Here is a 24,811-nt window from a genome sequence, read left to right as displayed (position 1 = left end):
ATGTTGCAACCGCTATTCATCGAACTGACCCCGCAGGCCTTTCAGGCGCGCCTGCTCGACTGGTTCGATCGCCACGGACGGACCAGCCTGCCCTGGCAACAGGACAAGACGCCTTACCGGGTCTGGGTTTCCGAGATCATGTTGCAGCAGACCCAGGTCGCCACCGTGATCCCCTATTACCAGCGTTTCATGGCGCGATTTCCGCGTGTCGAGGACCTGGCGCAAGCCGCCCCGGATGAGGTCCTGCATTTGTGGACCGGGCTTGGCTACTATGCCCGCGCGCGCAACCTGCACCGCGCCGCGCAGATCGTCGTCGAGGTGCACGGCGGCGAATTTCCGGTGCACAGCGTCGATGCCATGGCCGGGTTGCCCGGCATCGGTCGCTCCACCGCCGGGGCGATCATCGCGATCACCAGCGGGCGCCGCGCGGTGATTCTCGACGGTAACGTCAAGCGGGTGCTGGCGCGCCTGCGCGCCGTGGAAGGCTGGCCAGGGCGAACCGCGGTGGCGCGTGAGTTATGGCGTCTGGCGGAACACTACACACCGGACGAGCGCCTGGCCGACTATACCCAGGCGATGATGGACCTGGGCGCGACGCTGTGCACGCGGGGCAAGCCGAGTTGCCTGCTGTGCCCGTTCAACGATGCCTGCCAGGCCCATGCCCGCGGCGAGCAAAGCCGCTTTCCCGAGCCCAAGCCGCGCAAGACCTTGCCGGAGCGTCATGCCCGGATGCTGTTGCTGTGCGACCGAGAGGGCCGGGTGATGCTCGAACAGCGTCCCGCCAGCGGGCTGTGGGGCGGGCTGTGGAGCTTCCCCCAGTTCGACGACGACGCGGCGCTGGACGACTGGCTGGCGATTCACGCCCCGGATGCGCAGCGCGAGCCGGCCTGGCCGACGCTCAGCCATACCTTCAGCCACTTTCGCCTGCATATCGTGCCGCAGCTGGTGCGGCTGGCGCGCGACAGCGCTGCCGTGACCGAGCCGGGTCGACTCTGGTATAACCCCCGGGAGCCGGCGAGCATCGGCTTGGCCGCTCCGGTCAAGACGCTGCTGGAGACGCTGGCCCATTCAACGACGCAAGCCGAGGAGCGCTCGCGATGACGCAGACCGTGTTCTGTCGCAAATATCAGCAAGAGCTCGAGGCCCTGCCTTTTCCGCCGCTGCCGGGCGAGAAGGGCCAGGAAATCCAGCGCAGCGTGTCGAGGAAGGCCTGGGAAGAGTGGCAGGCGCAGCAGACGCGACTGATCAACGAGAAGCATCTCAACATGCTCGACCCCAAGACCCGCGAGTACCTGATGGATCAGATGGAGCGCTTTCTGGACAACCGCGAAAGCGACCAGGCCGAAGGCTACGTGCCGCCCGCGCAATAGCGCGATGGGCGCTGAATCGGCCAGCATCATTCTGAAAAGGCAGGGTTGACCGTCTGCGGGGATTACGGTTTAATACGTCCCCGTTGGCAACGGCCAGATAGCTCAGTCGGTAGAGCAGTGGATTGAAAATCCTCGTGTCGGCGGTTCGATTCCGTCTCTGGCCACCAATTTGCTGGGGTATAGCCAAGTGGTAAGGCACCGGTTTTTGGTATCGGCATTCGCAGGTTCGAGTCCTGCTACCCCAGCCACGCCAACGCTCTTGGGGCTGGCATAGCTCAGTTGGTAGAGCAACTGACTTGTAATCAGTAGGTCCCGGGTTCGACTCCTGGTGCCAGCACCATTTAAACGCAGCAATATCAAGCGTTTGCAGATTTTAAAAGCCGCCTTCAAGGGCGGCTTTTTCTTGTCTACGTAAAATTCTCCCCGCCTTTTGGCCTTCACCAAAAGGGGGCTAGCTGAGCTAACCCCCTTTTCGTGCGTCTGCGAGATAGTGCCGCTGTACAGAATTTGGCGGGCTTCGCCGGTCATTCCTCGCTGGATTTTACGACGGGCAGACTGAGATCGTAGACGTCCATCATCCCTGGTGAACGGTGACCGCTGCCTTCCTGCTTCTCGTGACGGGTGCCCTTGTAGTCGGTGATCCCCTTGCGCTTGAGGTCGTGGAGGCTGAAGCGCTCGTCCTCGGTAATGGTTCCGTCCTCCAGGGCGGCGTGCCCTGGGCGTACTCGCGGAGCACGGACTGATGAAAGCGCATCTCGATGCGCCAAACGTCCTGGTCGGGGTCGTAGGGCTCATCCAGAGGATCGTCGCCGGTGGCCTGCTTCCAGATGCCCTCCCAGAAGTGCAGCTTGTCGCGGCTATGGGCTTGGCGGGTCTTGTTGTAGAGGGCGCACTGGAGAGCCCCGGCAGTGCCGAATAGGTAGCTTTGGCCGTAGGCGTACTGGGCGGCGATCTCGCCGGTGGTGATCTCAAAGTCGGAGACGCCGTTGAGCTTGGTAACGCGCTTGGAGCGGGTGACGAACCGGTCCATGAAGTCGCGGGGCGGCTGCCATCCTTGCAGGTCCAAGGCGAGGTGAATGGCGCAGCCGGCGGGCTCGACGTGGGCCAGCATGTGCGCGGCGATGTTGTACATGAAGTCCTGACAGGCCTGGGGTTGGCGTTCCTGGATGAAGTTGCATATTCCGGCCCATCGTGACCGCTTAGAGTACAAAACCGACTCCAGCGTGATGGCCATGTGCAAATCGGTCACGATCCCCGGAATGGGCGGTCACGTTCGCCGGAATACGCAGGGTCATTCGGCGCTGGCTATCGGCGCTGACCAATGCACGACTGGAAGGGATGAACAGCTTGTTTCAAGCCGCCCGATCACGGGCTCGCGGTACCGCAACGAGGGCTACTTCATCACCATGATCTATCTGATTGGCAGCCCGGTGGGGAGCCTGCTGGATCAGGCCAAATCCACATGAAACGACGAAGAGCCATTTTCTGTCAGGTGCGCGTGGTGGACTTGATCCAGCCGAACATGAAGAAGCACCACACCTGGACGAGGGAGTATAAGTCGTTATTTCGCCAGCTTTCGCAATGGCATTTTGATTATGTCTTGTGTGAAAAAGCTGATTTTAAAGTGAAATGTGCCTTGGAGCTCGACGATCCGAGTCATGAAAGGCCCGACCGAGTGAAGCGTGATCGCATCCTAAATCGAGCCTGTGAGGTAGCGGGTGTTCGCCTGGAGCGAATGAAGATCAACCACGCCGAAAAGCGCATCGAAGTTATCCGGTAAATTCGACCTCGACATGACCAGGCTTGGAGCGCGGGCGAGAGGGACCGACGACGATGCGAACGTCGCGACCCAACCGAGCAAGACACCCAAGCATCTTGGCTTCGCTGATACCGCGAAATTGACCGCGGAGCAGCCCGGAGAGCTTGGGCTGCGGGATACCGACGATCTCGGCGGCCTTGGCCTGGGTGAGACGGCGACGCTTGATGATCTCGGCGATCTTGGTGGCCAGCTGGGCCTTGATCAGCATCTCGTCGGCATCATGGCGACCGAGGTCGGCGTAGACGTTGGTGCTGCCTTGTTCGATATCGATCATGATGATGACTCTCTCACGTGCTGTTCGACGGCTTTGAGCCGTTCGCGGATCTTGTCCAGGTCTGGCTTGGGCGTAGCGATGCCACTACTGGAATTCTTCTGGAAGCAGTGAAGGACATAGACCGCGCCCTGAAACTTGACGGTGTAGACAGCGCGGTAGGTGTCGCCCTGGGCGTCTTCGACAACTTCTAGAACACCCGCAGAACCGAAGCCCTTGAGTTGGCTTAGCCTGGCTGTGCTTGCTACCGGCCTGCGCCTGATGAAGCGCATAACCGAAGACATCCTGTACGTCGTCGGGCATAGCCAGCAGATCCTTCTTGCTGCTGGCGACCCAGTAGAGCGGTTTGATAGCGTCCTCCGAATCCATATTGTGAGTTTATTCCCAAATGGGTATAAGTGCAATGTCGGAGAATTGACCACATCGTGACCACTACAGTCCCGGGTTCGACTCTTGGTGCCAGCACCATTTAAAACGCAGTGAAATCAAGCGTTAAAGAATTGGTTACTGTTCACCCGCAAACCGTGGCCCAGATGACGTGTCGTCGAAAAGAGCCGCATCGGGATGCCTCGTTGGTATATGTGCATGGCGAGTTTGAAGATCACCGTTATTGCATACTCGGGCTGCTGTATTCGTACGCGCATGAACGGGCACAGGATAATGGCTTGATGCTGCGTCTAGCGGAACTGGCCAGAGAGTTTCGCGACAACAACTGAACTTCCTTCGTTCCCCAGCGCGACTGGCGGCACTGCAGCCAGCAAGGGCGCCGTCAGACGCCAAGACGGCATACTAATGCTCGCCAAGCCCGCTGGCGACGACATTCGGGTGATCGATCACCCGATACTCGTGGCCGAACGGTTCTATCACCCGCTATACGGGGATCGGGACGGTTGTTGACTCCCAAAAAGGGAGAATCTATATTCTCCCAAAAGGGGAAAATCTTGTGAGAGTCATCGCGAAACGCACGTTGCGGGAGTTCTGGGAGCAGGGCTATGCCGCCGCCGAGCGGCCGCTGACAGAGTGGTATCACATGATGGCGAAGGCTGACTGGCCGACGCCGCAGGCGTTGAAAGCGGAGATCGCCACGGCAAGCATCCTCAAGGGCGGTCGCGTGGTCTTCAACATCGGCGGCAACAAGTACCGGGTCATCGTGTCGATCCGCTACTCGCAGCAGATCGCATGGGTACGCTTCGTGGGAACACACAAGCAGTATGATCAGGTAGATGCGGAGACCATATAGATGAACATTCAGCCAATTCGCAGTGATGCCGATCTGGATCGCGCCTTCGCGCGGATACAAGCGCTGTGGGATGCCGAAGAAGGTAGCGCCGAGGCCGACGAGCTGGAAGTGCTGTCGATTCTCGTCGAGCGCTACGAGGATGAGCATTACCCCGTTGGGCCTTCCGATCCCATCGAGGCGATCCGGTTTCGCATGGAGCAGCAGGGGCTGACGCCGCGGGATCTGGAGCGCTTCATCGGTCCCAGTGGCCGTGTGTCGGAGGTGCTGAACCGTCGGCGTGGGCTGAGCCTGCGCATGGTGCGAAACCTGCACAAGGGGTTGCATATCCCCTATGAAACCCTGCTGGACGAGGAGCCGGCGTAAGAAGATCGAAGCAATGCCAGACGATGCCGGCAGTGACTGGATCGACCCTGACGACGCGCCGCAACTGACCGACGAGTTCTTCGAGAAAGCCGACAAGTACCGGGGCGGCACGCTGCGTGGTCGCCCTAAGGCCGATGTCTGGAAGTAGCCTGGTGCACAGAGCGGCTTGAATCATGGTTGCTGGCGACTACGCTAGCAGTGTGATCAGGGATCAGGACGATCCCGCAGTATGGAGCTGAGGCCAAGGAAGCTCATCGCGACAAGAATGGCGCGCCATCGTGAATGGTCCCAAAGTGTCCGATGATCGATATCGCTTCGCGCCCTGTATCCCCCACGGGGCTATTTTTTGCCTGGATGAAGGCATTTTGCGTTTTTATAACGTGGGTTAAATACGTGGCTCGCTCACTTTGAGATCGTGGGCGGCGTCGGGCAAGGAAGGCCCGTACCAAGGAGGGGGCGAGCGATGGATGGCTCACGCGCCAAGGATGTACGAGCAGGATGCTCGTTGTAGCGGTAAGGAAACGCAGCACTCGGAAAGCCCGGCCATTCGGCCGGGCTTTTCTATGGGCGAATGATAGCGACTTGAAATGTGGGCGACTCGTTGTCCTGTGGCGCGGGCGGCACTAAGCTTTTCCGATACTTGCCGCATGAGAGTGGGCAGGTCGACGGTGCAGTTGCGGTATTGGCCGGCCACTGGCTCGGTTGGCCGACTGTCACTTAGGAGCGCCTGGAGTGACACAGTAATTCACCTACACTTCCAGGAGCGCGGCCAGGAAGGCCGGCTCGTTACGGTTCGCAGCGATAGTGTGAGCGCTCACACAAGGATGTTTCCATGGATACGCAAGAGTGCTGTATCAAGAGGAGTCTCTGCCAACACATCGAACTTGGCGAGGAAGATCTGCTGCTGTTGGAAGAGCTCGAGCATGCGCCCAAAGAGGTCGAGCGACGTAGCCAGTTATGGAAGGCCGGTGACGTCCCCGAGATGTTGTATACCTTGCAGCGAGGCTGGGCTTACTCATTTCACTGCAGCAAGGGCGGTAGTCGTCAGGTTCTCGAGATATTTCTGCCCGGCGACTTGATCGGCATCCGTGAAGTGACGTTCAACACTCACTACACCGGGGTCGAAATGCTCACGGACGGAGTCGTCTGCCCGTTTCCCGTGCAAAGCTTGCGTAGGGCCTGCCAGCGTTCCAGCACGCTGGGACTGGCCATGCATGCCTCGGCATCTCATCAGCAGGCGGTCATCACTGAACGCCTGGTCAACGTATTGAGCCATGATGCCAAGTCGCGTATTGCGCACTTTGCGCTGGAAATCTATTACCGGCTGGAGCGCATCCACGCGACTGACGGAGGCAGCTTCACGTTGCCCCTGACGCAGCGCCTGTTCAGCCTGATGCTGGGACTCACCGAGGTGCATGTCAGCCGCACGTTGACCGATCTGGCGGAGGAGGGGTTGATTCACAAGCGGCGCAACGCGATAAGGATTCTCGATTTCGAGCGGCTCTCTGTGTTGGCGGGGTTCGTTCCAGAGCACTGCAGCGAAGCGATCAATCCGCTGTTGCGCGGATAGGACTGCCTTGTCAGGCTTGTGATCTGCTCGATGGAGATTCGTCTCATGTCGAAGCATGAGCCGTTCATACTTCGAGACCTTGGGCATGCTAATGTAGCGCGCCGTCGGTTATTTGAGGCGAGACAAAGTTATGGCATCTTTTGCACGCGCGTTGCCGGGCAGCGCGCTTTCCACAGGGCCGCACAAGGAGACCGCAAGCGTGACGACAGAGCTTGAAACTGAGGAGGCGCGGCTCGCCCTCAACGATGCCGAGGCTTATCTCCGCCTGGCCAAGGCCATGAAGGAAGCGGGAATGTCGAGCGTCTCGGCCGACTATCTGCGCAACCTTGCCAGGCAGCTGCGCCGGGAAAACGAATAGCCTGCAAGCTGACCGGGAGCCGGGACAAGGCGCCTCCTTGGCCCGGCCTGCGGTTCGCGGGCTCAACCGCCATTGTAGCCATCGGGTTGCATCATGGCGTCTGAGCCACTCTCCTGGTCGAGACGCTCTTCGTCGGTATCGTGGTTCAACGAGGAGTCCTGATCCTTCTGCGCCTCCTGCGGCTTGACCTTGCCTTCGGGTCGCTTGCGCTGCTCATCGCCCCGGGCAGCTTGTTGCTGGGACTCGTCTGTGTCCTGAGTGGCTTCGTCGGCCGTTTAGAGGCTGACGGCAGACTTGGCACGTGCCAGCTAACGGGCTTGCCTGGCATGTCGACTAATGAGTAGGATTTTGCCTGAGCCGGCGTAGCTCAGTTGGCAGAGCAACGCATTCGTAATGCGTAGGTCGGTGGTTCGAGTCCACTCGCCGGCACCAGAAAATATTCAAAATCAATTACTTGATAATTAAATGAGTGGCGGCTTCTTTCGCTCTAGTGTGCTGGCTAGGGTAGACTCGGCACTTTCTCATCGGATTTTGTGGAGTCGCCATGTCGTTCGTTCCTCGCTTCACCACTGGCCAGGCCTTCAGCCAGCCGCTGGGCAAGATCGTCTGCGTCGGCCGCAACTACGCCGAGCACGCCCGCGAGCTCGACAACCCGGTGCCCAGCGCGCCGCTTTTGTTCATCAAGCCGGCGAGCAGCGCCGTGGATATCGACGAGCCGCTGGAAGCGCAGTTCGCGCGCGGCGAGGTGCACTTCGAGGCCGAACTGGCGCTGCTGATCGGCACGCCGCTGACTCGCGCCACACCGCAGGCGGCACAGCGCGCCGTCGCCGGGCTGGGGCTGGCGCTGGATCTGACCCTGCGCGACGTGCAGGCACGGCTCAAGGACAAGGGCCATCCGTGGGAGGTCGCCAAGGCCTTCGACGGTGCCTGTCCGCTGACGTCGTTCGCCCCGCTAGAGGGCGAGCCCGACTGGCAGGCGCTGCATTTCACGCTGGATATCGACGACGAGCGCCGCCAGACCGGCGACAGCGCCGACATGTTGTTCGCGATTCCTGAACTGCTGGCCGAGATGAGCCGCCACTTCACGCTGATGCCCGGCGACGTGGTGCTGACCGGCACGCCGGCGGGCGTGGGCGCCTTGCCGCGCGGCGCCGAGATCAGCCTGGCGCTGGCCGCCGGGGCCAGCCACGGTGCGGTGGAGGCGATCACCCGCACCGCCGACTAGCATGGCACAAGACAAGGCTATTGCAGCTGGACCTGACGAGGGGCGCCGGGGATAAACCGAAGAGAAGGTTCGACGCCATGGATGGCGTCGGTAGCGTACATGGACGTATTTACAGCGCCTTCTCGCAGGCTTATCGATGGCTCAGCCCCGAGCGAAAACGCTAACTGCGATTGCCCTGAGGCAGAAGGACGCCGGGCGTTTTCCCGGTATTTTCAGCGCTTACTCGAGATAGGTATAGCCCTCGAGGCCGGCGGCCAGGTCGTCCATGAAGTGCGCCCGCTCGGTATCGTCGAGGGCGCTGGCCTGAAGCTGGGCATCGAGCCGCGCGCGCAGCACCTCGGCGTCGAAGTTGACGTAGCGCAGCACGTCGGCGACCCGGTCGCCATGCTGCAGGCTCGACAGTTGCCACTGGCCATCGGCGTCGAGCGCGGCGTCGACCGAGTCGGTGTCGCCGAACAGGTTGTGCAGGTCGCCGAGAATCTCCTGATAGGCGCCGACCAGGAACAGCCCCAGCAGCTTGTCGTCATGATCGTCCCACTCGGGCAGCGGCAGGGTGCTTTCCAGGCCCTGGCCGTCGACGTAGCTGTCGATGCGCCCGTCGGAGTCGCAGGTGATGTCCTGGATCACCCCGCGGCGAGTCGGCTCGCGATCCAGCCCGGTCAGCGGCAGCACCGGGAAGACCTGCTTGATGCCCCACACGTCGGGCAGCGACTGGAACAGCGAGAAGTTGACGAACAGCTTGTCGGCGAGCTTCTCGCCCAGTTCGTCGGCGATGTCGCGGTGGGCGCGGTTGCGGCTGTCCAGCCGCGAGCGCAGGCGCTGGCAGGCGGCTAAGTAAACCGCCTCGCCCTCGGCGCGGGCGTCGAGATCGGCCATGCCCATCACGAAGCGCTCCTGCAGTTCGGCGATCGCCTGGGTCAGGTCGTGGTACGCCTCGACCTGGCCGCGCGGCTCCTGCATGGTCGCGAGCCGGTCGTAGACGCGCCACAACTCGTCGACCTGCGGGTCGTCCTCGGCGCGCCGGCGCGACGGAGCGGTTTCGCCGATGCGCTCCTCGTCGATGACGTTGGTGATCAGCACCGCATGGTGCGCGGTCAGCGCCCGGCCGGATTCGGAAATCAGGTGTGGATGGGGGATGCCCTCGGCCTCGCAGGCTTGGCTGAAGGCCCACACCACGTTGCTGGCGTACTCGCGCATCGAATAGTTGATCGAGCAGAAACTGCGCGAGCGCGTTCCTTCGTAGTCCACGCCCAGGCCGCCGCCGACGTCGACGGTGTCCACCGGCGCGCCCATCTCGCGCAGGCTTCGGTAGAAACGCGCGCATTCGCGCAGGCCGCGCTGGATGTCGCGGATGTTGGCGATCTGCGAGCCGAGGTGGAAGTGCACCAGTTGCAGGCTGGAAAGCGCATCGGCCTCGCGCAGGCGCTCGACCACGCCGAGGATCTGCGTCGCGGTGAGGCCGAACTTGGACTTCTCGCCGCCGGAGTCCTGCCACTTGCCCTTGCCCACCGAGGCCAGCCGGGCGCGCAGCCCGATGCGCGGTGTCACGCCGATGCGCTCGGCCTCCTCGAGGATCAGGTTGAGCTCCGAGAACTTCTCCACCACCAGATAGACCCGGTGGCCGAGCTTCTCGCCCATCAGCGCCAGGCGCACGTACTCGCGATCCTTGTAGCCGTTGCAGACGATCAGCGACGCGCCGTCGGTGGACAGCGCCAGCACCGCCAGCAGTTCGGGCTTGCTGCCGGCCTCCAGCCCCACGCGACCATGGCCGCGCTCCTGGGTGGCGAGGATCTCCTCGACCACCCGGCGCTGCTGGTTGACCTTGATCGGGTAGACCGCGGTATAGCCGCCCTGGAAGGCTTCCTCGCGCATCGCCGTATCGAACGCCGCACAGAGCTGTTCCACGCGGTCGTGGAGGATATCGGTGAAGCGCACCAGCACCGGCAGGCGCAGGCCGGCCTCGCGCAGCTGATCGACCAATGCGTCGAGCGGCAGCGCCGGACCCTCGGTCTCGCTGCCCAGCGGCCGGACCACGGCATGGCCGTGGTCGTCGACGTCGAAATAGCCGCTTCCCCACTGATCGATGTTGTAGGTGCGGCGTGCCTGTGCGGCGGATGCGGTCATGTGCGGTCTCCCTGAAGGGCCTGAACGAGCCGCCGTGGATGGCGGCTGAGGCGTGCGGCCCGGCGCTGGCGCATCATGCCGGCGCCGGGCGGGACTGTTAGTTAGTGTGATCAACAGGCGTCATTCGCTGCGGTGTCGAGCATGGCCGCATTCACGCCGGCAACGGCAAGGCGCCGGCGGCGATGCGGGCCTTGAGGATGCGGCGAAAGCGCTCCGGATCGTGGGGCGTCAGTTCGTGGGCCGGTGGGTCGACGTAGACCACCAGCAGCCGCGACAGCCAGTAGCGCAGCGCAGTCATGCGCAGCATCATCGGCCACAATCTCCGTTCGGCGTCGCTCAGCGGCCGACGCTGGAGGTAGGCGCCGAGCAGCGCGTCGTGGCGGGCCGGCTCGAGATGGCCGTGCGCGTCGCTGGCCCAGTCGTTGACGACGATCGCCAGGTCGAACAGCAGCTCGCCGCTGCAGCCATTGTAGAAATCGATGATCCCGCCAAGCCGGTCGCCGTCGAACAGCGTGTTGTCGCGGAACAGGTCGCCATGGATGGCGCCCGTGGGCAACCGATCGGGATCGTCGAAGGCGCTTTGATAGCTGTCGACCTCGTCGCTCATCAGCGCCTGGTCGGCGGGGGTGAGATACGCGTAGACCTGATGATGTCTGGCCAGCAGCCAGTTCAGGTCGCGCGGGTTGGGGCGGTGGCCGTCGAAGTGCTGGCCGACCTTGTGCATGCGCCCCAGGGTATCGCCGAGCGCGCGACACTGGGCGAGATTGGGCGATTCGGGATGCTTGCCGGGCAGCCGCGGAAACAGCAGCGCCGGCTTGCCGGCGAGGCTCTGCAGCGCCACCCCCCGGCGATCGTGGAGCGGCCCGGGGACCGGCAGACGATATTCGTCGAGATAATCGAGCAGGTCGACGAAGAACGGCAGTTCATCGTGCTCGCCCTGCTCGAACAGCGTCAGCACCAACTCGCGGCGGTCGGTAGTGACGAAGAACGTGGAATTCTCGGTACCGCTGGCGACGCCTTCGCAGGCGATGAGCCGGCCGGCGTCGAAGCGCTCGAGAAAGCTCGCGACCTGGGCGTCGTCGAGCGGTGTGAATACGGCCATGGTGTTCTCGCCCTGGTATCCAAGCGGGCCATTGTAGCGAGTCGACGGCCGACCTTGCAGTGCCTGCAAGAGTAATCATCGGATGCCGGCCGGTAGTGTTGGTGCCGGCCCGTCAAGCGGCTTACCAGGAGATCAGCACCCACTGCGGCGGCACCACCCGCTCGTTGTCGCTGCGCCGGAAATCGCCGTCGCCGTTATCGTCGACCAGGTAGTACGACGGCCCGGCCTTGGGCTGGACCTCGATGGCGTAGAGCTGGCCGTTGACGCGGTACTCGCGAATCGTACGGTCCTCCTCCTGGCGCACGGTGATATCCGGCGATACCGATTCGTCCGCGTCCTGCTGGGCCAGCGCCGCCGGCACCAGGCCGGCCGAAAGGCCGAGCGCGAGTAGCGTGGCGGTAATCAGCGGGGGGAGTTTCATGGCAACCTCCAAGCTTGGAAAAAGCGTATAAACGATACCCGCAGTGTATGTGTAACGACGGCTAGCGTGCACTTACTTTAGATAACCCGCACGCGCCGATGGTCGTTCGACGCCCGATCGCGCGGGTGCCCGTCCGAGTCTGGCACCGATACCGGCGATTGCCTGACGTCCCGGGGCGGCTTGCGTATCATGGGCGCATCGATCGCTTTTCGCTGAGGTGCCCCACCCATGGCCGACACGCCGCCCATCGTTCTCGTCGACGGCTCCTCCTACCTGTACCGCGCCTTTCACGCGTTGCCGCCGTTGACCACGTCCACCGGCCAGCCCACCGGCGCGGTCAAGGGCGTGATCAGTATGATCAAGAGCCTGATCCGCCAGTACCCGCAGAGTCCCATGGCGGTGGTCTTCGACGCCAAGGGCAAGACCTTTCGCGACGAGTTGTTCGCGCAGTACAAGGCCCAGCGTCCGCCGATGCCCGACGACCTGAAGAGCCAGGTCGAGCCGTTGCACGCCTGCATCCGTGCGCTCGGCCTGCCGCTTTTGTGCATCGAGGGGGTCGAGGCCGACGACGTGATCGGCAGCCTGGCGCGCCACGCCACCGAGGCCGGCCGCGATGCGGTGATCTCCACCGGCGACAAGGACATGGCGCAGTTGGTCAACGCGCACATCACGCTGGTCAACACCATGAAGAACGAGACGCTGGACGTCGCCGGCGTCGAGGCCAAGTTCGGCCTGCCGCCGGCGCGGATCATCGACTTCCTGGCGCTGATGGGCGACAAGGTCGACAACATCCCCGGCGTGCCGGGGGTCGGCGAGAAGACCGCGCTGGGCCTGCTGCAGGGCATCGAAGGCGGCCTCGACGGCGTCTACGCCAATCTAGAGGCGGTCAAGACGCTGAGCTTTCGCGGCGCCAAGACGCTGGACAAGAAGCTCGAGGCCAACCGCGAGCAGGCGTTTCTGTCCTACCAGCTGGCGACCATCAAGACCGACTGCGAGCTACCGGTGGGCCTCGACGACCTGGACATCGCCCATCCCGACCGCGAGGCGCTGACCCGGCTGTATCGCGAGCTGGAGTTCAAGGCCTGGCTCGGCGAACTACTGGCCGGCCGCGACGAGGGCGTCGATGACGTTGCGGGCGGCGTTCCGTCGGGCGGCGCTCCGTCGGGCGGCGCTCCGTCGGGCGGCGCTGCACTGGGTAAGGCTGGGTCGGGCGGCGACGCCACGGTCGGTAGCGAGCTCGACGAGGACGTGACCCTGGCCAAGCCGGCCCGCGAGGATTACACGCTGTTCGAACGGGCCGATCTGGACGTCTGGCTCGAGCGCCTCGCCGCCGCCGAGGCGTTCTGCTTCGATCTCGAGACCGACAGCCTCAACTACATGGACGCCGGGATCGTCGGCATCGGCCTGGCGCTCGAGCCCGGCGAGGCGGCTTACATCCCGGTCGGCCACGATTATATCGATGCCCCCGCGCAGCTCGACCGCGACGCCGTGCTCGCCGCGCTCAAACCGCTGCTCGAGGATCCCGCCAAGGGCAAGATCGGCCAGAACCTCAAGTACGACATCTCGGTGCTGGCGCGCTACGGCATCCGCGTGGCCGGCACGCTGACCGACACCATGCTCGAGTCCTACGTGCTCAACTCCACCGCCACGCGCCACGACATGGACTCGCTGGCGCTCAAGTACCTCGGCGAGAAGACCGTCAGCTTCGAGGAGGTTGCCGGCAAGGGCGCCAAGCAGCTGACTTTCAACCAGGTCGCCCTGGAGCAGGCCGTGCCCTATGCCTGCGAGGACGTCGACGTCACCCTGCGCCTGCACCACGAACTACGCCCGCGCGTCGAGGCCGAAGGCCGCCTCGCCGAGGTGCTCGACGGCCTCGAGCGGCCGATGATCCCGGTGCTCTCGCGCATGGAGCGCATCGGCGTGGCGCTCGACGTGAGCCTGCTGCATGCCCAGAGCCAGACGCTCGAGACGCGCATCCGCGAGATCGAGAAGGACGCCTTCGAGATCGCCGGGCGCGAGTTCAATCTCGGTTCGCCCAAGCAACTCTGCGAAATCCTGTTCGACGAGCAGAAGATCCCGGTGCTCAAGAAGACCCCCAAGGGCGCACCGTCGACCGCCGAGGCGGTGCTCGAGGAGCTGGCGCTGGACTATCCGCTGCCCAAGGTGATCATGGCCCATCGCGGGCTGACCAAGCTCAAGTCGACCTACACCGACAAGCTGCCGCAGCTGATCCACAAGGCCACCGGGCGCATCCACACCAGCTACCATCAGGCGGTGACCGCCACCGGGCGGCTGTCGTCAAGCGATCCCAACCTGCAGAACATCCCCGTCCGCACCGAGGAGGGGCGCAAGATCCGCCAGGCGTTCGTCGCCCGGCCGGGCTATCGCATCGTCGCCGCCGACTACTCGCAGATCGAGCTGCGCATCATGGCGCACCTCTCCGAGGATGAGGGCCTGCTCGAGGCCTTCGCCCAAGAGCGCGACATTCATACCGCCACCGCCGCCGAGGTGTTCGGCGTGGCGCTGGACAAGGTCAGCGGCGAGCAGCGACGCAGCGCCAAGGCGATCAACTTCGGGCTGATCTACGGGATGAGCGCCTGGGGGCTGTCCAGGCAGCTGCACATCGAGGCCAGGCAGGCCAAGGTGTATATCGAGCGTTACTTCGAGCGTTATCCCGGTGTCGCGCGCTTCATGGACACCATCCGCGCCCAGGCCGCCGACGACGGCTTCGTCGAGACGGTGTTCGGCCGCCGGCTCTACCTGCCCGAGATCAACTCGCGCCAGCATGCCCGTCGCCAGGCCGCCGAGCGCACCGCCATCAATGCGCCGATGCAGGGCACCGCCGCCGACATCATCAAGTGCGCGATGATTGACGTCGACGGCTGGCTGTCGCCGGTCGGCGGCGACAGCGCTTTCGATGCCTGGATGGTCATGCAGGTCCACGACGAGCTGGTATTCGAGGTCAAGGAATCGCAGGTCGACGACTTCATCGGCATCGTCAAGCAGCGCATGCAAAATGCCGCCGAGCTCAAAGTGCCGCTGATCGTCGAGGCCGAATCCGGCGCCAACTGGGACGAGGCGCACTGAGATATCGTAAGAAAGGCCAGGACTTCGCGTGGCAATAGGCGACCGATGATGAAGGGCAGTAGCCCCAGGGAGACAGCTAATGCAGGAAGTCGAGATTCTCGCTTTCGATGTGTTCGGTACCGTCGTCGACTGGCATGGCTCGATCGCTCGCGAAGTCGAGGCGCTAAACCTGGGCGTCGATGGCGGCGAGTTCGCATTGGCGTGGCGCGCCGGCTATCGGCCGGCGATGCAGCGGGTGATGTCTGGGGAACTGGGCTGGACGCTGATCGACGACCTGCATCGGGGCATCCTCGACGATGTGCTGGCGCAGTTCGGCATCACCTCGCTGACGGAGTCTCAGAAGCGCAACCTCAACCGCGTATGGCATCGCCTGGAGCCGTGGCCGGACGCCGTCGAGGGGCTGTCGCGGCTCAAGCAGCGCTTCATGATTTGCACGCTGTCCAATGGCAATCTGGGGCTGCTCGCCAACATGGCCAAGCGCGTCGGGCTGGCGTGGGACTGCCTGCTCTCGGCGGAAGTGTTTCGCCAGTACAAGCCGCATCCCGATACCTATCTGGGTGTGGCGCAGGTCTTCGATGTGCCGGCCGAGGCGGTGATGATGGTTGCGGCGCACCAGGACGATCTCGACAGCGCACGTTCTTATGGTCTCAAGACGGCGTACATCGAGCGTCCGAATGAGTTCGGTGCTGCCAATCCCAAGGACATTGCCGGATCGCCGGCCAACGACCGGCATGCCGGGTCGATCATCGCGTTGGCCGAGCAACTCGGCTGCTGAAGTGCGCCGCACTGGTGTGCAGGCCAGGCAGTGTAGTGGCGCTGTGAGTACCAGACCCTTAGCCTGTTACACGATGATCTCTGGAAATAAAGGACAACGGTATGAGCTACACTCCCTCGGATTCCCGTTACGAACATATGATCTACAACCGCTGTGGACGCAGTGGCCTGAAGCTGCCCGCGCTGTCGCTGGGGCTGTGGCACAACTTTGGCGACAACGCCCACAGCGACAACGCCCGGGAGATCTGCCGCACCGCGTTCGATCATGGCATTACCCACTTCGACCTGGCCAACAACTACGGCCCGCCGCCGGGCAGCGCCGAGGAGCTGTTCGGGCGCATCCTCAAGACGGATTTCGCCGGCCATCGTGACGAGTTGCTGATCTCCACCAAGGCGGGCTACACCATGTGGCCGGGGCCCTACGGCGACTGGGGCAGCCGCAAGTACCTGACGGCGAGCCTCGACCAGAGCCTCGAGCGCCTGGGCGTCGATTACGTCGACATCTTCTACTCGCACCGCTTCGATCCCGAGACGCCGCTCGAGGAAACCATGGGCGCGTTGGACAGCGCGGTGCGCCAGGGCAAGGCGCTTTACGTGGGCATCTCCTCCTACAACGCCCAGCGCACCCGCGAGGCGGTGGCGATCCTGCGCGAGCTCGGCACGCCGTGCCTGATTCATCAGCCGAGCTACTCGATGATCAATCGCTGGATCGAGGACGACGGCCTGCTCGACACCCTCGATGAGCTGGCTATGGGCGCGATCGCCTTCTCGCCGCTGGCCCAGGGCATATTGACCGGCAAGTACCTGGGCGGCGTGCCCGACGACAGCCGGCTGGCTCAGGGTGGCGCGCTGCGCGAAGCGCACCTGTCGGCGGACAACCTCGAGCGGGTGCGTGCGCTGAATGCGATCGCCGAGCGGCGTGGCCAGAATCTGGCGCAGATGGCGCTGGCCTGGGTGCTGCGCAAGCCCCAGGTCACCTCGGCGCTGATCGGCGCGAGTCGCCCGCAGCAGGTCGTCGATTGCGTGGGGACGCTCGCGCGTCTCGATTTCAGCGACGACGAGCTGGCCGAGATCGATCGTTACGCCGTGGAAGGTGGCGTCAACCTGTGGGCGGCCTCGGCGGAGCGCTAGACCTGCAGGGCTTGGCCCGGGCCGACAGGCTCCTGGGCTGGAAGTGGAGCGCGGCCACCAGGCTGACAAGACGATCGCATGCCTGGAATGCACATCAAGGAGGGACCCATGGCTAACCAGACGCAGGCACCGGGACAGCCAGCCCCGGCGCCGGATAGCGGGCCGGACGAGGAGACGATCCGCCTGGCCACGCAGATCTTCAATGCCGCACGGGAAGGCGAGACCGAGAACTTCCGTCACTGGCTCGGGCAGGGCCTGCCGCCCAACATGCGCAACCAGAAGGGCGACAGCCTGTTGATGCTGGCCAGCTACCATGGCCACGTCGAGACCACCCGCGTGCTGCTCGAGCATGGCGCCGACCCGGAACTGCGCAACGACAACGGTCAGAATCCACTGGCGGGCGCTGCGTTCAAGGGCAACCTGGCGATGGTCCGGTTGCTGCTGGAAAACGGCGCCGCGGTCGACGGCTCGTCACCCGACGGCAAGACCGCGTTGATGTTCGCGGCGATGTTCGACCATGCCGAGATCGTCGCTTGCCTGCTGGCCAAGGGCGCCGACCGACATGCCCGCGAGAGCAAGGGCATGACCGCCCACGACCTGGCCACGGCGATGGGCGCCAAGGCCACGCCGGCGCAATTGGCCCGGCCGGCTGACACCGGTGGGTAGCGTGCGCTAGCCCGGATCGAGCGCGCCGGGTTCGTCGACGTCCTTGATGACGCCCGGGTCGGCGGTGGCGATCTCGACGCAGGCTGCCGGGTTGTCGAGCAGGATATGACGCGCGCCGCCGTCGCCGTCCAGTTGGCACAGCACCGGCCAGAATTGCCGCCCGAAGACGACCGGATGGCCGCCTTCGCCCTGGAAGGTCGGACGCACGATCAGCGCTTCGCCGGCCCGTAGGGCCAGCGCCGCGAAGGTGGCATCGCGCACCCACGGCATGTCGCCGAGCATCACCGCCACGGCCCGGGCCCGGCTCTCCCGCAGCAGCGCACACATGCCGAAGGCCAGGCTGGCGCCCATGCCGCGCCGAGCGTCGGGATTGACGAGCGTGACGATGTCGTCCGGTATGCCCAGCCTGACGGCATCGTCATCGCCACCGATGACCACATGAATGTCGCGAAAATGCGGACGCAGCGTGGCCAGGGTGGCGACGAGCAACGTGCCGCGGCCGGGCAGTTCGGCGAGGCGCTTGTCGCTGCCGAAGCGCCGCGACTGACCGGCGGCGAGCACCAGCGCGGCGATGCTGTCAGAGGGTGTCGCGTGCTCGGCCATTAACAGTGGACTCTCATCACGTCGGCGATCGTGGCCCGGTCATCGGCGCTCTTGCGCGAGCCTATCACGCCGAGATGCCGGCGAAGGACCCTAGGTCGAGACAGCCACGGGGCTTGGTCGCCGCGAGCCCAGTCGAAAGCGTGCGGCAGCACACGAATATCCATGTCGAGCATCGCAGCGTCCGTTGTAGGTTGGCCGCCTGGAAGCGGCTGGCGAGGGTAGCCCTTACTATGGTTCGAAGGCGCGTGTCGTGCCAACTCATTCTTCTTTCAATGCTCCACCAAGGTCGTCTTGCCGCCCCGGCCGGCAGCGACGAGGCTGAGTCGATACCGACAATAACGCCGAGGCTCGCATGGCCAACCAGTCGCTCGCCGGGAACCAGCCCGAGCAGTGGGATGCCGCCCTGCTGCTGCACGGCCTCGACGCCATGACCGAATGGGTGGTGGTGGTCGACGCCGAGGGTCGCATCAGCTACCTCAACGCCCCCTATGCCGACTTTCTCGAGATCGATCCGGTCGCGGCGATCGGTCGCCCGGTGAGCGAGATCATCGAAAACACCCGCATGCCCGAGGTGCTGGCTTCGGGCAAGGCCGAGCTCGCGCAACTGCAGATGGTGCGCGGCCACCACATGATTGCCCATCGCTACCCGATTCGCGCCGGCGGCCGGGTGATCGGGGCGATCGGTACAGTGATCTACCACGACACCTGGGAATGGCGCCAGATGAACGCCCAGGTCGAGGCGCTGGAGGCCGAGGTCGACTACTACCGTCAGGCGCTCGATGTCCGCGTCGGGGCGCGCTGGCAACTGACCGACGTGGTCGGCGAGAGCGAAGCGATGCGCACGCTCAATGCCAAGGTCCGCAAGATCGCGCCGGGCGATGCCTCGGTGCTGATCCGTGGCGAGTCGGGCACCGGCAAGGAGCTTTACGCCCATGCCCTGCATCGGCTGTCGGAGCGCGCCGCCGGGCCGTTCATCAAGCTCAACTGCGCGGCGATCCCCGAGCAGTTGCTCGAGGCCGAGCTGTTCGGCTACGAAGAGGGCGCCTTCACCGGTGCGCGCAAGGGCGGCAAGCCGGGCAAGTTCCAGCTCGCCCACGGCGGCACGCTGTTTCTCGACGAGATCGGCGACATGCCGCTGGCGATGCAGGTCAAGTTGCTGCGCGTGCTGCAGGATCGCGAGATAGAAGCGGTCGGCGCGACCCGGCTGGTACCGGTCGACGTGCGGGTGATTGCCGCGACCCATCGGCCGCTCGAGAGCCTGATCGCGCGCGGCGAATTCCGCGAGGACCTGTTCTATCGCGTCAACGTGGTGCCGCTGATAATTCCCGCGTTGCGCGAACGCCGCGAGGACGTGCCGGGGCTGGCCCGACACCTGCTCAAGCGGCTGGCCGAGCGGCGCGGCCGGCGCTGCCCGACGCTGTCCGACGCGACGCTTGAGTGCCTGTGTCGGCACAGCTGGCCGGGCAACGTCCGCGAGCTGGAAAACGTCCTCGAGGCGGCGTTCTACCTGGGCGGCTCGCGGCTCGAGGTCGACGATCTTCCCGAGGCGTTGCGCTGTACGCCGGCGCTTTCACGCCATGGCGACGGCTCGCTGCGTGCCACCCTGGAGGCCGCCGAGCGCGAGGCGCTGGAACGCGCGCTGATCGAAAGCGGCGGCAACCGCACACGGGCCGCCAAGCGGCTGGGCATCGCCAAGTCTTCCTTTTACGAGAAACTCGCCCGGCATCGCCTGGCCGAGGTTTCCACGGTGTCCTGAGTCCGAAAGAACGGATGCCATCCGAATATTCGGACAGTAGCGGGGCGCCCTTCCCGCGCTTGCTTTTCGCGCTGGTACGTCGATGCGTCCGATAAAACGGACGCTTGTCGCCGTGCCCCGCGTCAAGCAACCGCCATCCACCCATGGTTGACGTTAAGGTCAGCATGCAACTGGTTGAAATATAAAGCGCGATTCCAGGCTGGCCGCTGACTTGCTGGGTCAGTTCACCCCGGGTTCGCGGGGACAACAACAACGTCAAGGAGACGCATCATGCCAAGCGCTGTTCTCACCCGTTCGCTGCTCGCCTCGGCGGTCGGCCTGGCCATCGCCGCCAGCCTCACTGCCCCGGCCCGTGCCGAAGGTCCCAAGCGGCTCGATGTGGCAAGCACTTTCTCGACCCAGAACTTTCTCGGCGCCGGTGCCGAGCGTCTGTCAAAGGAGCTCGAGACCGCCACCGGCGGCGCCGTGTCGCTGCGCGTCTACGACCCAGGCGATCTGGTACCCGCCTTCGAGGTCTTCAACTCGGTCTCCTCGGGTGCGGTCCAGGCCGGCTGGGACTGGATCGGCTACTGGGCCGGCACGGTGCCTGTCACCAACCTCTACGGCGCCTTGCCGTTCGGCCCGTCGCCGGAGGCCTTCATGTCGTGGATGTGGGCCGGCGAGGGCACCGAACTGCTGCAGAAGGCCTACGATCCCTACGGCGTGAAGGTGTTGCCGTGCTTCATCTCGCCGCAGGAAACCGGCGGCTGGTACAACAAGGAGATCAATTCGCCGGCGGATTTCGACGGTTTGTCGATGCGCATCTCGGGGCTCGGCGCCAAGGTGCTCAACAAGCTCGGCGCCTCGACCCAGCTGGTGCCGGGCGGCGAGATCTATCTGGCATTGGAGCGCGGGCGCGTCGACGCCACCGAGTTCTCGGTGCCCCAGGTCGACGCGGCGATGGGCTTCGACGAGGTCGCCGAGTACTACTACTTCCCGGGTTGGCATCAGAGCGCCAGCTGGTTCTCGCTGCTGGTCAACCAGAGTGTCTGGGATGAGTACAGCGACGAGCGCAAGGCGCAGTTCGAGACCGCCTGCCGGGCGACCCTGCAGTGGTCGATGGCCGAGGCGCCGCCCGAGCAGATGCGCACCATCCGCAAGCTTGAAGAGAAGGGCGTCAAGGTCAAGCGCTTCCCCGACGAGGTAATCAACGCGCTGCAGGATGCCTGGGTCGAGGTGCGTCAGGAGGAGATGGCCAATAATCCGGCCTTCAAGGAGGCCTACGAGTCGCTGATGAAGCACGTCGGCTTGATCGACGAGTGGTACAAATTGCAGGCGCTGCCCGCCCCCAAGCCGATTCAGGACAGCGGCCAGGAGGATAGCTGATGCCACGCACCTCCCTTGCGCCCTGGCGCGAGCGTGGCGGTGCGGTGTGTGACGGCCTGGCCCGGCCCCTGGTCGGGCTCGGGTTGTGGGTCGGCCGCGTTACCAGCTGGCTGGTGCTGCTGGTGATGCTGGCCGTGCTCATCACCGTGACGCTCAACGCGCTGGGCATCAACCAGATCGCCGCCTGGCAGAATGACGTGCTGTTGTTCGGCAAGGCGCTGACCATCAACAGCGTCACCGAACTGCAATGGCATCTGTTCGGTATTCTGACCCTGCTCGGCGGCACCTATGCGCTGCATCACGACAGTCACGTGCGCGTCGACCTGATCTACCAGAAACTCTCGCCGCGTGGTCGCGCGGTCATCGACATCCTGGGCCACGTGGTCTTTCTGATTCCGTTCTGTCTGCTGGTGGCCTGGCTCTCCCGGCACTTCGTGATGATGTCCTACGTTTCCGGCGAGCAGTCCAATTACGGCGGGCTCACCGATCGTTACCTGATCAAGGCGATGTTGCCGATCGGCCTGGTATTTCTGGCGCTCGGCGCGCTGGGCCAGGTTCTGCACAATCTGGCCGGGCTGTTCGATCCGGCCCGTCTGACGCCCGCCGCCGACGCCAAGGAGGCGCTGCATGGCTGAGTTCCTGTCGGAATACGCGCTGGCCCTGACGATGATCGCCACCCTGCTGATAGGCATCTTCAGCGGTTATCCGGTGGCCTTCCTGCTCGGCGGACTGGGCATCGTCTTCGCCTTCATCGGCGGCATTCCGATTCCGTTTCTGGGTACCGTCGGCTCGCGGATCTTCGGCGGGGTGATCGAGAACTGGTTGATGATCGCCATCCCGCTGTTCGTGTTCATGGGCTTGATGCTCGAGCGTTCGGGGGTCGCCAAGCGCCTGCTGTTGACCCTGCAACGGCTGTTCGGCCGCACCCACGGCGGGTTGGCGGTGTCGGTGGCACTGCTCGGCGTGGTGATGGCGGCGAGCACCGGGATCATCGGCGCCTCGGTGGTGATGCTGGGCCTGCTAGCGCTGCCGGTGATGCTCAAGCAGGGCTACCGCGCCGAGATGGCCTGTGGGGTGATCGCCGCCTCGGGCACGCTGGGCATCCTGATCCCGCCGTCGATCATGCTGGTGTTGATGGGTTCGATCCTGCAGGTCTCGGTGGGCGCGCTGTTCAAGGCGGCGCTGCTGCCCGGGCTGCTGCTCGGCGTGCTGTACATCGGCTATCTGCTGATCACCGCGCGGCTCAAGCCCGAGTGGGCGCCACTCGCCGATCCCCATGCCTTCGACGTCGACACCACGCCGCTGCCGATCGCTCTGTTGCGCGACCTGCTGGGGCCGGTGGTACTGATCGTCGCGGTGCTCGGTTCGATCATGGCGGGCATCGCCACGCCCACCGAGGCCGCAGCGATCGGTGCCGCGGGCAGCCTGCTGCTGGCGCTGGCGATGCGCAGCCTGGATTTCGCGACGTTGCGCGATGCCGTGCGCGACACCTCGCGGACCTCGGCGATGATCCTGTTCGTGGTCATCGGCGCGACCGGCTTCTCGGTGGTCTTCAAGCGTCTGGGCGGCGACTACATGATCGAGGAGCTGATCACCGGCACCGGCTTCGGTCCCTACGGCCTGCTGCTGTTGATCATGGGCCTGATCTTCGTGCTGGGGTTCTTCCTCGAGTGGATCGAGATCAGCTTCGTGGTACTGCCGCTGGTGGCCCCGGTGGTCGAGGCGCTCGATTTCGGCTATGGGCTGTCCGGTCAGGCGCTGTTGATCTGGTTCGCCATTCTCGTGGCGATCAATCTGCAGACCAGCTTTCTGACCCCGCCGTTCGGCTATGCGCTGTTCTACCTCAAGGGCATCACCGAGGGACGGATCGGCATCGGCACCATCTACCGCTCGATCATTCCCTTCGTGCTGCTGCAGCTGACCGGCCTGATTCTGTGCATGGTGTTTCCGGCGTTGGTGTTGTGGCTGCCGGGACTGCTATAAGGAAACACTGAAGAAATGTCTGCGCTTACCAATCGCTGCGTTGCGCGGTGCTCGACAACTCGCCTAACAACCAGTTATGTCTCGTTGTCTGTGCGCCGTGCGCCTTGCGCTTGGCAATGCTCGTCGATTTCTCAGCGCTTCCTGAAAGGAGGAGGTGGCTGTGCGTAAACGCGTGCTGATCGCCGGCGGCGGCGAGCTGATCGAGGCGTTAGCGCGGGCCTTCCTGGAAGAGGGCGCGAGCGTCGCGTTGCTGACCCCGGATGCCGCCAGCCTCGAGCACGTGCTCGACGGCCTGGGTGGCGAGCGCCATGATCGCTTCGGCCGGGTCGCCGGCGACGGTGCGCTGGATGCGCTGCTGGGGCGGCTCGAGCGGCTCGACGTGCTGGTCTGCGCGCCACCGACACTGCCACGCAGCGTGGCGTTGGCGCAGCGCCTGGACGAACAGGTGGTCGGGCCGTCGAGCCTGCTGCAGGTGGCCCGCGCCTGGATGCACAGTCGCGGCGGCGGGCGCCTGGTGGCGGTCGCCCCGGAAGGCGACAGCCAGGCGGCGAGCATGGTGCGCGAGGCACTGGCCGCACTGGTGCGCCGGCTGGCCGAGGCCAGCGGGCCGGGTATTCGCATCAACCTGCTCTGCCCGCAGGGCGCGTCGAGCGCCTCGGTGGCCGACTGCGCGCGGTTTCTCGCCGGCGGCGGCGGGCGGGCGCTCAACGGTCAGGTGCTGACGCTGACCCTGCCGCCCTGAGGTCAGCTAGCGCGGCACCAGCCCTTTCAAGAACACCGCCACGCAGTGGCGCGCCCGCTCGTCGCATGCCTCGGCGGTGGGGGCGATCTTACGCCCGAGCAGGGCATCGATGTGCCACTCGCCGAGCAGCATGCCCATGAACATGCCGGCCGCCTCGCGCGGGTCGTCGATGGTCAATCGGCCGTGGTCGACCTGCTCGGCGAGATAGGTGGCAAGTTCCTGGCGGATGCGATCGGGGCCGCGACTCAGGAACATCTCGCCGAGCTCGGGCACTCGCTCGGCCTCGAAGGCCAGCCCGCGCTTGAGCCGGATGACCCCGGGATCGAAGTTCAGCTCGAGCATGCGCCGGCCCAGTTCGTGGAGCACCTGCTCGGGCGCCGTGGCCTCGCGACGGCCCTCCTCGAGCACCGCCCAGGCGGTGGCGATGTGGCGCTCCATGGCGGCGACGAACAGCCCCTCCTTGTTGCCGAACTGCTTGTACAGCGTGGCCAGCGAGCCGCCGGCGCGGGCCACCACATCGTTGACGCTGGCGCCGGCGTAGCCCTGTTCGAGAAATACGTCGCGGGCCGCGTCGAGCAGCCGCTCGCGGCGCGCGACGCCACGCGGGGTCAGGGCTGCATCGGGCTTGTCGAACGGGGCTGGCCGGGTCATGGCGCTCCTTGGTCGTCTTGGCTCATCGCGTGGGCGGGCGCACCTGCCCGATCGCACCCATTGTAAGGATTGCGGCCGTGAAGGCGATCTTGCTGGTCATGTAGTGTAGCATTCATTACACTGCGAGCCCTGGTTCGTTGTCCACTCGCTTGAGTGGTGGCGAAAAGCCTGACAGCAGCTTCAAGGCAAC

27 protein-coding genes, 4 tRNA genes and 1 pseudogene are annotated in these 24,811 nt (G+C 64.6%); 24 read left to right on the top strand and 8 right to left on the bottom strand.

The genetic code is table 11. The features are described 5' to 3' along the window. From mutY to K7I12_RS09785, 5 genes are all read left to right on the top strand, one after another. A complete protein-coding gene (gene mutY / locus K7I12_RS09805) occupies window positions 1–1,101 on the top strand; it encodes an A/G-specific adenine glycosylase (protein WP_231664034.1) in 1,101 nt (366 codons plus the stop codon). Next, window positions 1,098–1,370 (top strand): oxidative damage protection protein, encoded by a 273-nt coding sequence (locus tag K7I12_RS09800; RefSeq protein ID WP_031382239.1) that lies wholly within the window; start codon window positions 1,098–1,100, stop codon window positions 1,368–1,370. Before mutY ends, K7I12_RS09800 begins: the two co-directional genes overlap by 4 nt. A gap of 91 nt (window positions 1,371–1,461) precedes the next feature. Then, window positions 1,462–1,537: transfer RNA gene (locus K7I12_RS09795), tRNA-Phe, on the top strand. 6 nt (window positions 1,538–1,543) lie between these two features. Further along, window positions 1,544–1,618, top strand: a tRNA-Gln gene (locus tag K7I12_RS09790). Between the two features lie 16 nt (window positions 1,619–1,634). Further along, window positions 1,635–1,710: transfer RNA gene (locus K7I12_RS09785), tRNA-Thr, on the top strand. Window positions 1,711–1,944: 234 nt separating this feature from the next. Here K7I12_RS09785 and K7I12_RS09780 read toward each other — a convergent pair. Beyond that, window positions 1,945–2,502 (bottom strand): hypothetical protein, encoded by a 558-nt coding sequence (locus K7I12_RS09780; protein WP_231664033.1) that lies wholly within the window; start codon window positions 2,500–2,502, stop codon window positions 1,945–1,947. A gap of 155 nt (window positions 2,503–2,657) precedes the next feature. Between K7I12_RS09780 and K7I12_RS09775 the strand changes: the two are divergent. Then, a pseudogene (locus tag K7I12_RS09775) lies at window positions 2,658–2,836 on the top strand (transposase); the annotation flags it as partial. After that, window positions 2,833–3,150, top strand: coding sequence for a DUF2726 domain-containing protein (locus K7I12_RS09770; RefSeq protein ID WP_051907299.1), 318 nt, complete (start codon window positions 2,833–2,835; stop codon window positions 3,148–3,150). The pseudogene K7I12_RS09775 and the gene K7I12_RS09770, both read left to right, overlap by 4 nt. Here K7I12_RS09770 and K7I12_RS09765 read toward each other — a convergent pair. Next, entirely contained in the window at window positions 3,140–3,463 is a 324-nt protein-coding gene (locus tag K7I12_RS09765) for a helix-turn-helix domain-containing protein (RefSeq protein WP_031382243.1), read from the bottom strand. The two genes, K7I12_RS09770 and K7I12_RS09765, sit on opposite strands and share 11 nt — an antisense overlap. Beyond that, window positions 3,460–3,732: a type II toxin-antitoxin system RelE/ParE family toxin gene (locus K7I12_RS09760; RefSeq protein ID WP_231664032.1), complete on the bottom strand. Its 273-nt coding sequence runs from the start codon at window positions 3,730–3,732 to the stop codon at window positions 3,460–3,462. Before K7I12_RS09760 ends, K7I12_RS09765 begins: the two co-directional genes overlap by 4 nt. A gap of 207 nt (window positions 3,733–3,939) precedes the next feature. On the opposite strand from K7I12_RS09760, the gene K7I12_RS17680 reads away from it, so the two are divergent. The 8 genes from K7I12_RS17680 to K7I12_RS09730 all read left to right on the top strand — a co-directional run bounded on the left by K7I12_RS17680 (window position 3,940) and on the right by K7I12_RS09730 (window position 8,216). Continuing rightward, the gene (locus tag K7I12_RS17680; protein WP_150113063.1) at window positions 3,940–4,176 is read left to right on the top strand and encodes a type II toxin-antitoxin system YafO family toxin; all 237 of its coding nucleotides are present in this window, start codon (window positions 3,940–3,942) and stop codon (window positions 4,174–4,176) included. A 227-nt stretch (window positions 4,177–4,403) separates the two neighbouring features. Further along, window positions 4,404–4,700 (top strand): type II toxin-antitoxin system HigB family toxin, encoded by a 297-nt coding sequence (locus K7I12_RS09755; RefSeq protein WP_031382244.1) that lies wholly within the window; start codon window positions 4,404–4,406, stop codon window positions 4,698–4,700. Next, entirely contained in the window at window positions 4,701–5,063 is a 363-nt protein-coding gene (locus K7I12_RS09750; RefSeq protein ID WP_031382245.1) for a helix-turn-helix domain-containing protein, read from the top strand. It abuts the gene before it with no gap. A 13-nt stretch (window positions 5,064–5,076) separates the two neighbouring features. Next, complete coding sequence (locus K7I12_RS17510) at window positions 5,077–5,211, top strand: hypothetical protein (RefSeq protein WP_268871164.1); 135 nt, start codon at window positions 5,077–5,079, stop codon at window positions 5,209–5,211. 684 nt (window positions 5,212–5,895) lie between these two features. Then, window positions 5,896–6,633, top strand: coding sequence for a Crp/Fnr family transcriptional regulator (locus K7I12_RS09745; RefSeq protein WP_231664031.1), 738 nt, complete (start codon window positions 5,896–5,898; stop codon window positions 6,631–6,633). 199 nt (window positions 6,634–6,832) lie between these two features. Continuing rightward, window positions 6,833–6,991, top strand: coding sequence for a hypothetical protein (locus tag K7I12_RS09740; RefSeq protein WP_160171077.1), 159 nt, complete (start codon window positions 6,833–6,835; stop codon window positions 6,989–6,991). A 356-nt stretch (window positions 6,992–7,347) separates the two neighbouring features. Next, window positions 7,348–7,423 (top strand) — tRNA-Thr (locus tag K7I12_RS09735). Between the two features lie 112 nt (window positions 7,424–7,535). After that, a complete protein-coding gene (locus K7I12_RS09730) occupies window positions 7,536–8,216 on the top strand; it encodes a fumarylacetoacetate hydrolase family protein (protein ID WP_031382248.1) in 681 nt (226 codons plus the stop codon). 219 nt (window positions 8,217–8,435) lie between these two features. Here K7I12_RS09730 and speA read toward each other — a convergent pair whose 3' ends face one another. From speA to K7I12_RS09715, 3 genes are all read right to left on the bottom strand, one after another. Continuing rightward, a complete protein-coding gene (gene speA / locus K7I12_RS09725; RefSeq protein ID WP_231664030.1) occupies window positions 8,436–10,340 on the bottom strand; it encodes a biosynthetic arginine decarboxylase in 1,905 nt (634 codons plus the stop codon). Window positions 10,341–10,491: 151 nt separating this feature from the next. Continuing rightward, window positions 10,492–11,442, bottom strand: a complete 951-nt coding sequence (locus tag K7I12_RS09720) for a homoserine kinase (protein ID WP_231664028.1) — start codon at window positions 11,440–11,442, stop codon at window positions 10,492–10,494. 121 nt (window positions 11,443–11,563) lie between these two features. Beyond that, complete coding sequence (locus K7I12_RS09715) at window positions 11,564–11,863, bottom strand: DUF2782 domain-containing protein (RefSeq protein ID WP_031382251.1); 300 nt, start codon at window positions 11,861–11,863, stop codon at window positions 11,564–11,566. 228 nt (window positions 11,864–12,091) lie between these two features. Between K7I12_RS09715 and polA the strand changes: the two genes are divergently transcribed. From polA to K7I12_RS09695, 4 genes are all read left to right on the top strand, one after another. Next, window positions 12,092–14,950: a DNA polymerase I gene (gene polA / locus K7I12_RS09710; RefSeq protein WP_231664027.1), complete on the top strand. Its 2,859-nt coding sequence runs from the start codon at window positions 12,092–12,094 to the stop codon at window positions 14,948–14,950. A gap of 79 nt (window positions 14,951–15,029) precedes the next feature. Continuing rightward, window positions 15,030–15,725 (top strand): haloacid dehalogenase type II, encoded by a 696-nt coding sequence (locus K7I12_RS09705; protein ID WP_031382253.1) that lies wholly within the window; start codon window positions 15,030–15,032, stop codon window positions 15,723–15,725. Between the two features lie 101 nt (window positions 15,726–15,826). Beyond that, the gene (mgrA, locus tag K7I12_RS09700) at window positions 15,827–16,855 is read left to right on the top strand and encodes an L-glyceraldehyde 3-phosphate reductase (RefSeq protein ID WP_031382254.1); all 1,029 of its coding nucleotides are present in this window, start codon (window positions 15,827–15,829) and stop codon (window positions 16,853–16,855) included. A gap of 108 nt (window positions 16,856–16,963) precedes the next feature. Further along, window positions 16,964–17,521, top strand: a complete 558-nt coding sequence (locus K7I12_RS09695; protein ID WP_031382255.1) for an ankyrin repeat domain-containing protein — start codon at window positions 16,964–16,966, stop codon at window positions 17,519–17,521. Between the two features lie 6 nt (window positions 17,522–17,527). On the opposite strand, the gene K7I12_RS09690 is transcribed toward K7I12_RS09695, so the two are convergent. Beyond that, window positions 17,528–18,124 carry a nucleotidyltransferase family protein gene (locus K7I12_RS09690; protein ID WP_231664026.1) on the bottom strand — a complete coding sequence of 199 codons (597 nt, stop codon included), beginning with the start codon at window positions 18,122–18,124 and terminating at the stop codon, window positions 17,528–17,530. Between the two features lie 352 nt (window positions 18,125–18,476). Between K7I12_RS09690 and K7I12_RS09685 the strand changes: the two genes are divergently transcribed. From K7I12_RS09685 to K7I12_RS09665, 5 genes are all read left to right on the top strand, one after another. After that, window positions 18,477–19,880, top strand: a complete 1,404-nt coding sequence (locus K7I12_RS09685) for a sigma-54 interaction domain-containing protein (protein WP_051907300.1) — start codon at window positions 18,477–18,479, stop codon at window positions 19,878–19,880. Between the two features lie 270 nt (window positions 19,881–20,150). Then, window positions 20,151–21,245, top strand: coding sequence for a TRAP transporter substrate-binding protein (locus tag K7I12_RS09680; RefSeq protein ID WP_231664025.1), 1,095 nt, complete (start codon window positions 20,151–20,153; stop codon window positions 21,243–21,245). Next, window positions 21,245–21,880 carry a TRAP transporter small permease subunit gene (locus K7I12_RS09675; RefSeq protein ID WP_231664024.1) on the top strand — a complete coding sequence of 212 codons (636 nt, stop codon included), beginning with the start codon at window positions 21,245–21,247 and terminating at the stop codon, window positions 21,878–21,880. Before K7I12_RS09680 ends, K7I12_RS09675 begins: the two co-directional genes overlap by 1 nt. Continuing rightward, window positions 21,873–23,228 carry a TRAP transporter large permease gene (locus K7I12_RS09670; protein ID WP_231664023.1) on the top strand — a complete coding sequence of 452 codons (1,356 nt, stop codon included), beginning with the start codon at window positions 21,873–21,875 and terminating at the stop codon, window positions 23,226–23,228. The genes K7I12_RS09675 and K7I12_RS09670 overlap by 8 nt, the downstream gene beginning before the upstream one ends. A gap of 160 nt (window positions 23,229–23,388) precedes the next feature. After that, window positions 23,389–23,970 (top strand): hypothetical protein, encoded by a 582-nt coding sequence (locus K7I12_RS09665; RefSeq protein WP_231664021.1) that lies wholly within the window; start codon window positions 23,389–23,391, stop codon window positions 23,968–23,970. A gap of 6 nt (window positions 23,971–23,976) precedes the next feature. Here K7I12_RS09665 and K7I12_RS09660 read toward each other — a convergent pair whose 3' ends face one another. Then, window positions 23,977–24,621, bottom strand: coding sequence for a TetR/AcrR family transcriptional regulator (locus tag K7I12_RS09660; protein WP_231664020.1), 645 nt, complete (start codon window positions 24,619–24,621; stop codon window positions 23,977–23,979). Window positions 24,622–24,811 lie beyond the last annotated feature (190 nt).

Source organism: Halomonas sp. IOP_31, assembly GCF_021151495.1.
In the GTDB taxonomy this organism is placed as follows: domain Bacteria; phylum Pseudomonadota; class Gammaproteobacteria; order Pseudomonadales; family Halomonadaceae; genus Modicisalibacter; species Modicisalibacter zincidurans.
Note: the sequence above shows the minus strand (reverse complement) of the source record. Positions and strands in the feature narration are given on the sequence as shown.

What these genes read in the sequence shown, in the direction of transcription:
- K7I12_RS09760 (WP_231664032.1), bottom strand. Translation starts at nt 3,732, where the DNA reads ATGCGCTTCATCAGGCGCAGGCCGGTAGCAAGCACAGCCAGGCTAAGC.
- K7I12_RS09715 (WP_031382251.1), bottom strand. Translation starts at nt 11,863, where the DNA reads ATGAAACTCCCCCCGCTGATTACCGCCACGCTACTCGCGCTCGGCCTT.
- K7I12_RS09720 (WP_231664028.1), bottom strand. Translation starts at nt 11,442, where the DNA reads ATGGCCGTATTCACACCGCTCGACGACGCCCAGGTCGCGAGCTTTCTC.
- polA (WP_231664027.1), top strand. Translation starts at nt 12,092, where the DNA reads ATGGCCGACACGCCGCCCATCGTTCTCGTCGACGGCTCCTCCTACCTG.
- K7I12_RS09765 (WP_031382243.1), bottom strand. Translation starts at nt 3,463, where the DNA reads ATGATCGATATCGAACAAGGCAGCACCAACGTCTACGCCGACCTCGGT.
- K7I12_RS09675 (WP_231664024.1), top strand. Translation starts at nt 21,245, where the DNA reads ATGCCACGCACCTCCCTTGCGCCCTGGCGCGAGCGTGGCGGTGCGGTG.
- K7I12_RS09705 (WP_031382253.1), top strand. Translation starts at nt 15,030, where the DNA reads ATGCAGGAAGTCGAGATTCTCGCTTTCGATGTGTTCGGTACCGTCGTC.
- K7I12_RS17510 (WP_268871164.1), top strand. Translation starts at nt 5,077, where the DNA reads ATGCCAGACGATGCCGGCAGTGACTGGATCGACCCTGACGACGCGCCG.
- K7I12_RS09745 (WP_231664031.1), top strand. Translation starts at nt 5,896, where the DNA reads ATGGATACGCAAGAGTGCTGTATCAAGAGGAGTCTCTGCCAACACATC.
- K7I12_RS09780 (WP_231664033.1), bottom strand. Translation starts at nt 2,502, where the DNA reads ATGTACAACATCGCCGCGCACATGCTGGCCCACGTCGAGCCCGCCGGC.
- K7I12_RS09680 (WP_231664025.1), top strand. Translation starts at nt 20,151, where the DNA reads ATGCCAAGCGCTGTTCTCACCCGTTCGCTGCTCGCCTCGGCGGTCGGC.
- speA (WP_231664030.1), bottom strand. Translation starts at nt 10,340, where the DNA reads ATGACCGCATCCGCCGCACAGGCACGCCGCACCTACAACATCGATCAG.
- K7I12_RS09730 (WP_031382248.1), top strand. Translation starts at nt 7,536, where the DNA reads ATGTCGTTCGTTCCTCGCTTCACCACTGGCCAGGCCTTCAGCCAGCCG.
- K7I12_RS09750 (WP_031382245.1), top strand. Translation starts at nt 4,701, where the DNA reads ATGAACATTCAGCCAATTCGCAGTGATGCCGATCTGGATCGCGCCTTC.
- mgrA (WP_031382254.1), top strand. Translation starts at nt 15,827, where the DNA reads ATGAGCTACACTCCCTCGGATTCCCGTTACGAACATATGATCTACAAC.
- K7I12_RS09770 (WP_051907299.1), top strand. Translation starts at nt 2,833, where the DNA reads ATGAAACGACGAAGAGCCATTTTCTGTCAGGTGCGCGTGGTGGACTTG.
- K7I12_RS09670 (WP_231664023.1), top strand. Translation starts at nt 21,873, where the DNA reads ATGGCTGAGTTCCTGTCGGAATACGCGCTGGCCCTGACGATGATCGCC.
- K7I12_RS09800 (WP_031382239.1), top strand. Translation starts at nt 1,098, where the DNA reads ATGACGCAGACCGTGTTCTGTCGCAAATATCAGCAAGAGCTCGAGGCC.
- mutY (WP_231664034.1), top strand. Translation starts at nt 1, where the DNA reads ATGTTGCAACCGCTATTCATCGAACTGACCCCGCAGGCCTTTCAGGCG.
- K7I12_RS09690 (WP_231664026.1), bottom strand. Translation starts at nt 18,124, where the DNA reads ATGGCCGAGCACGCGACACCCTCTGACAGCATCGCCGCGCTGGTGCTC.
- K7I12_RS09660 (WP_231664020.1), bottom strand. Translation starts at nt 24,621, where the DNA reads ATGACCCGGCCAGCCCCGTTCGACAAGCCCGATGCAGCCCTGACCCCG.
- K7I12_RS09695 (WP_031382255.1), top strand. Translation starts at nt 16,964, where the DNA reads ATGGCTAACCAGACGCAGGCACCGGGACAGCCAGCCCCGGCGCCGGAT.
- K7I12_RS09685 (WP_051907300.1), top strand. Translation starts at nt 18,477, where the DNA reads ATGGCCAACCAGTCGCTCGCCGGGAACCAGCCCGAGCAGTGGGATGCC.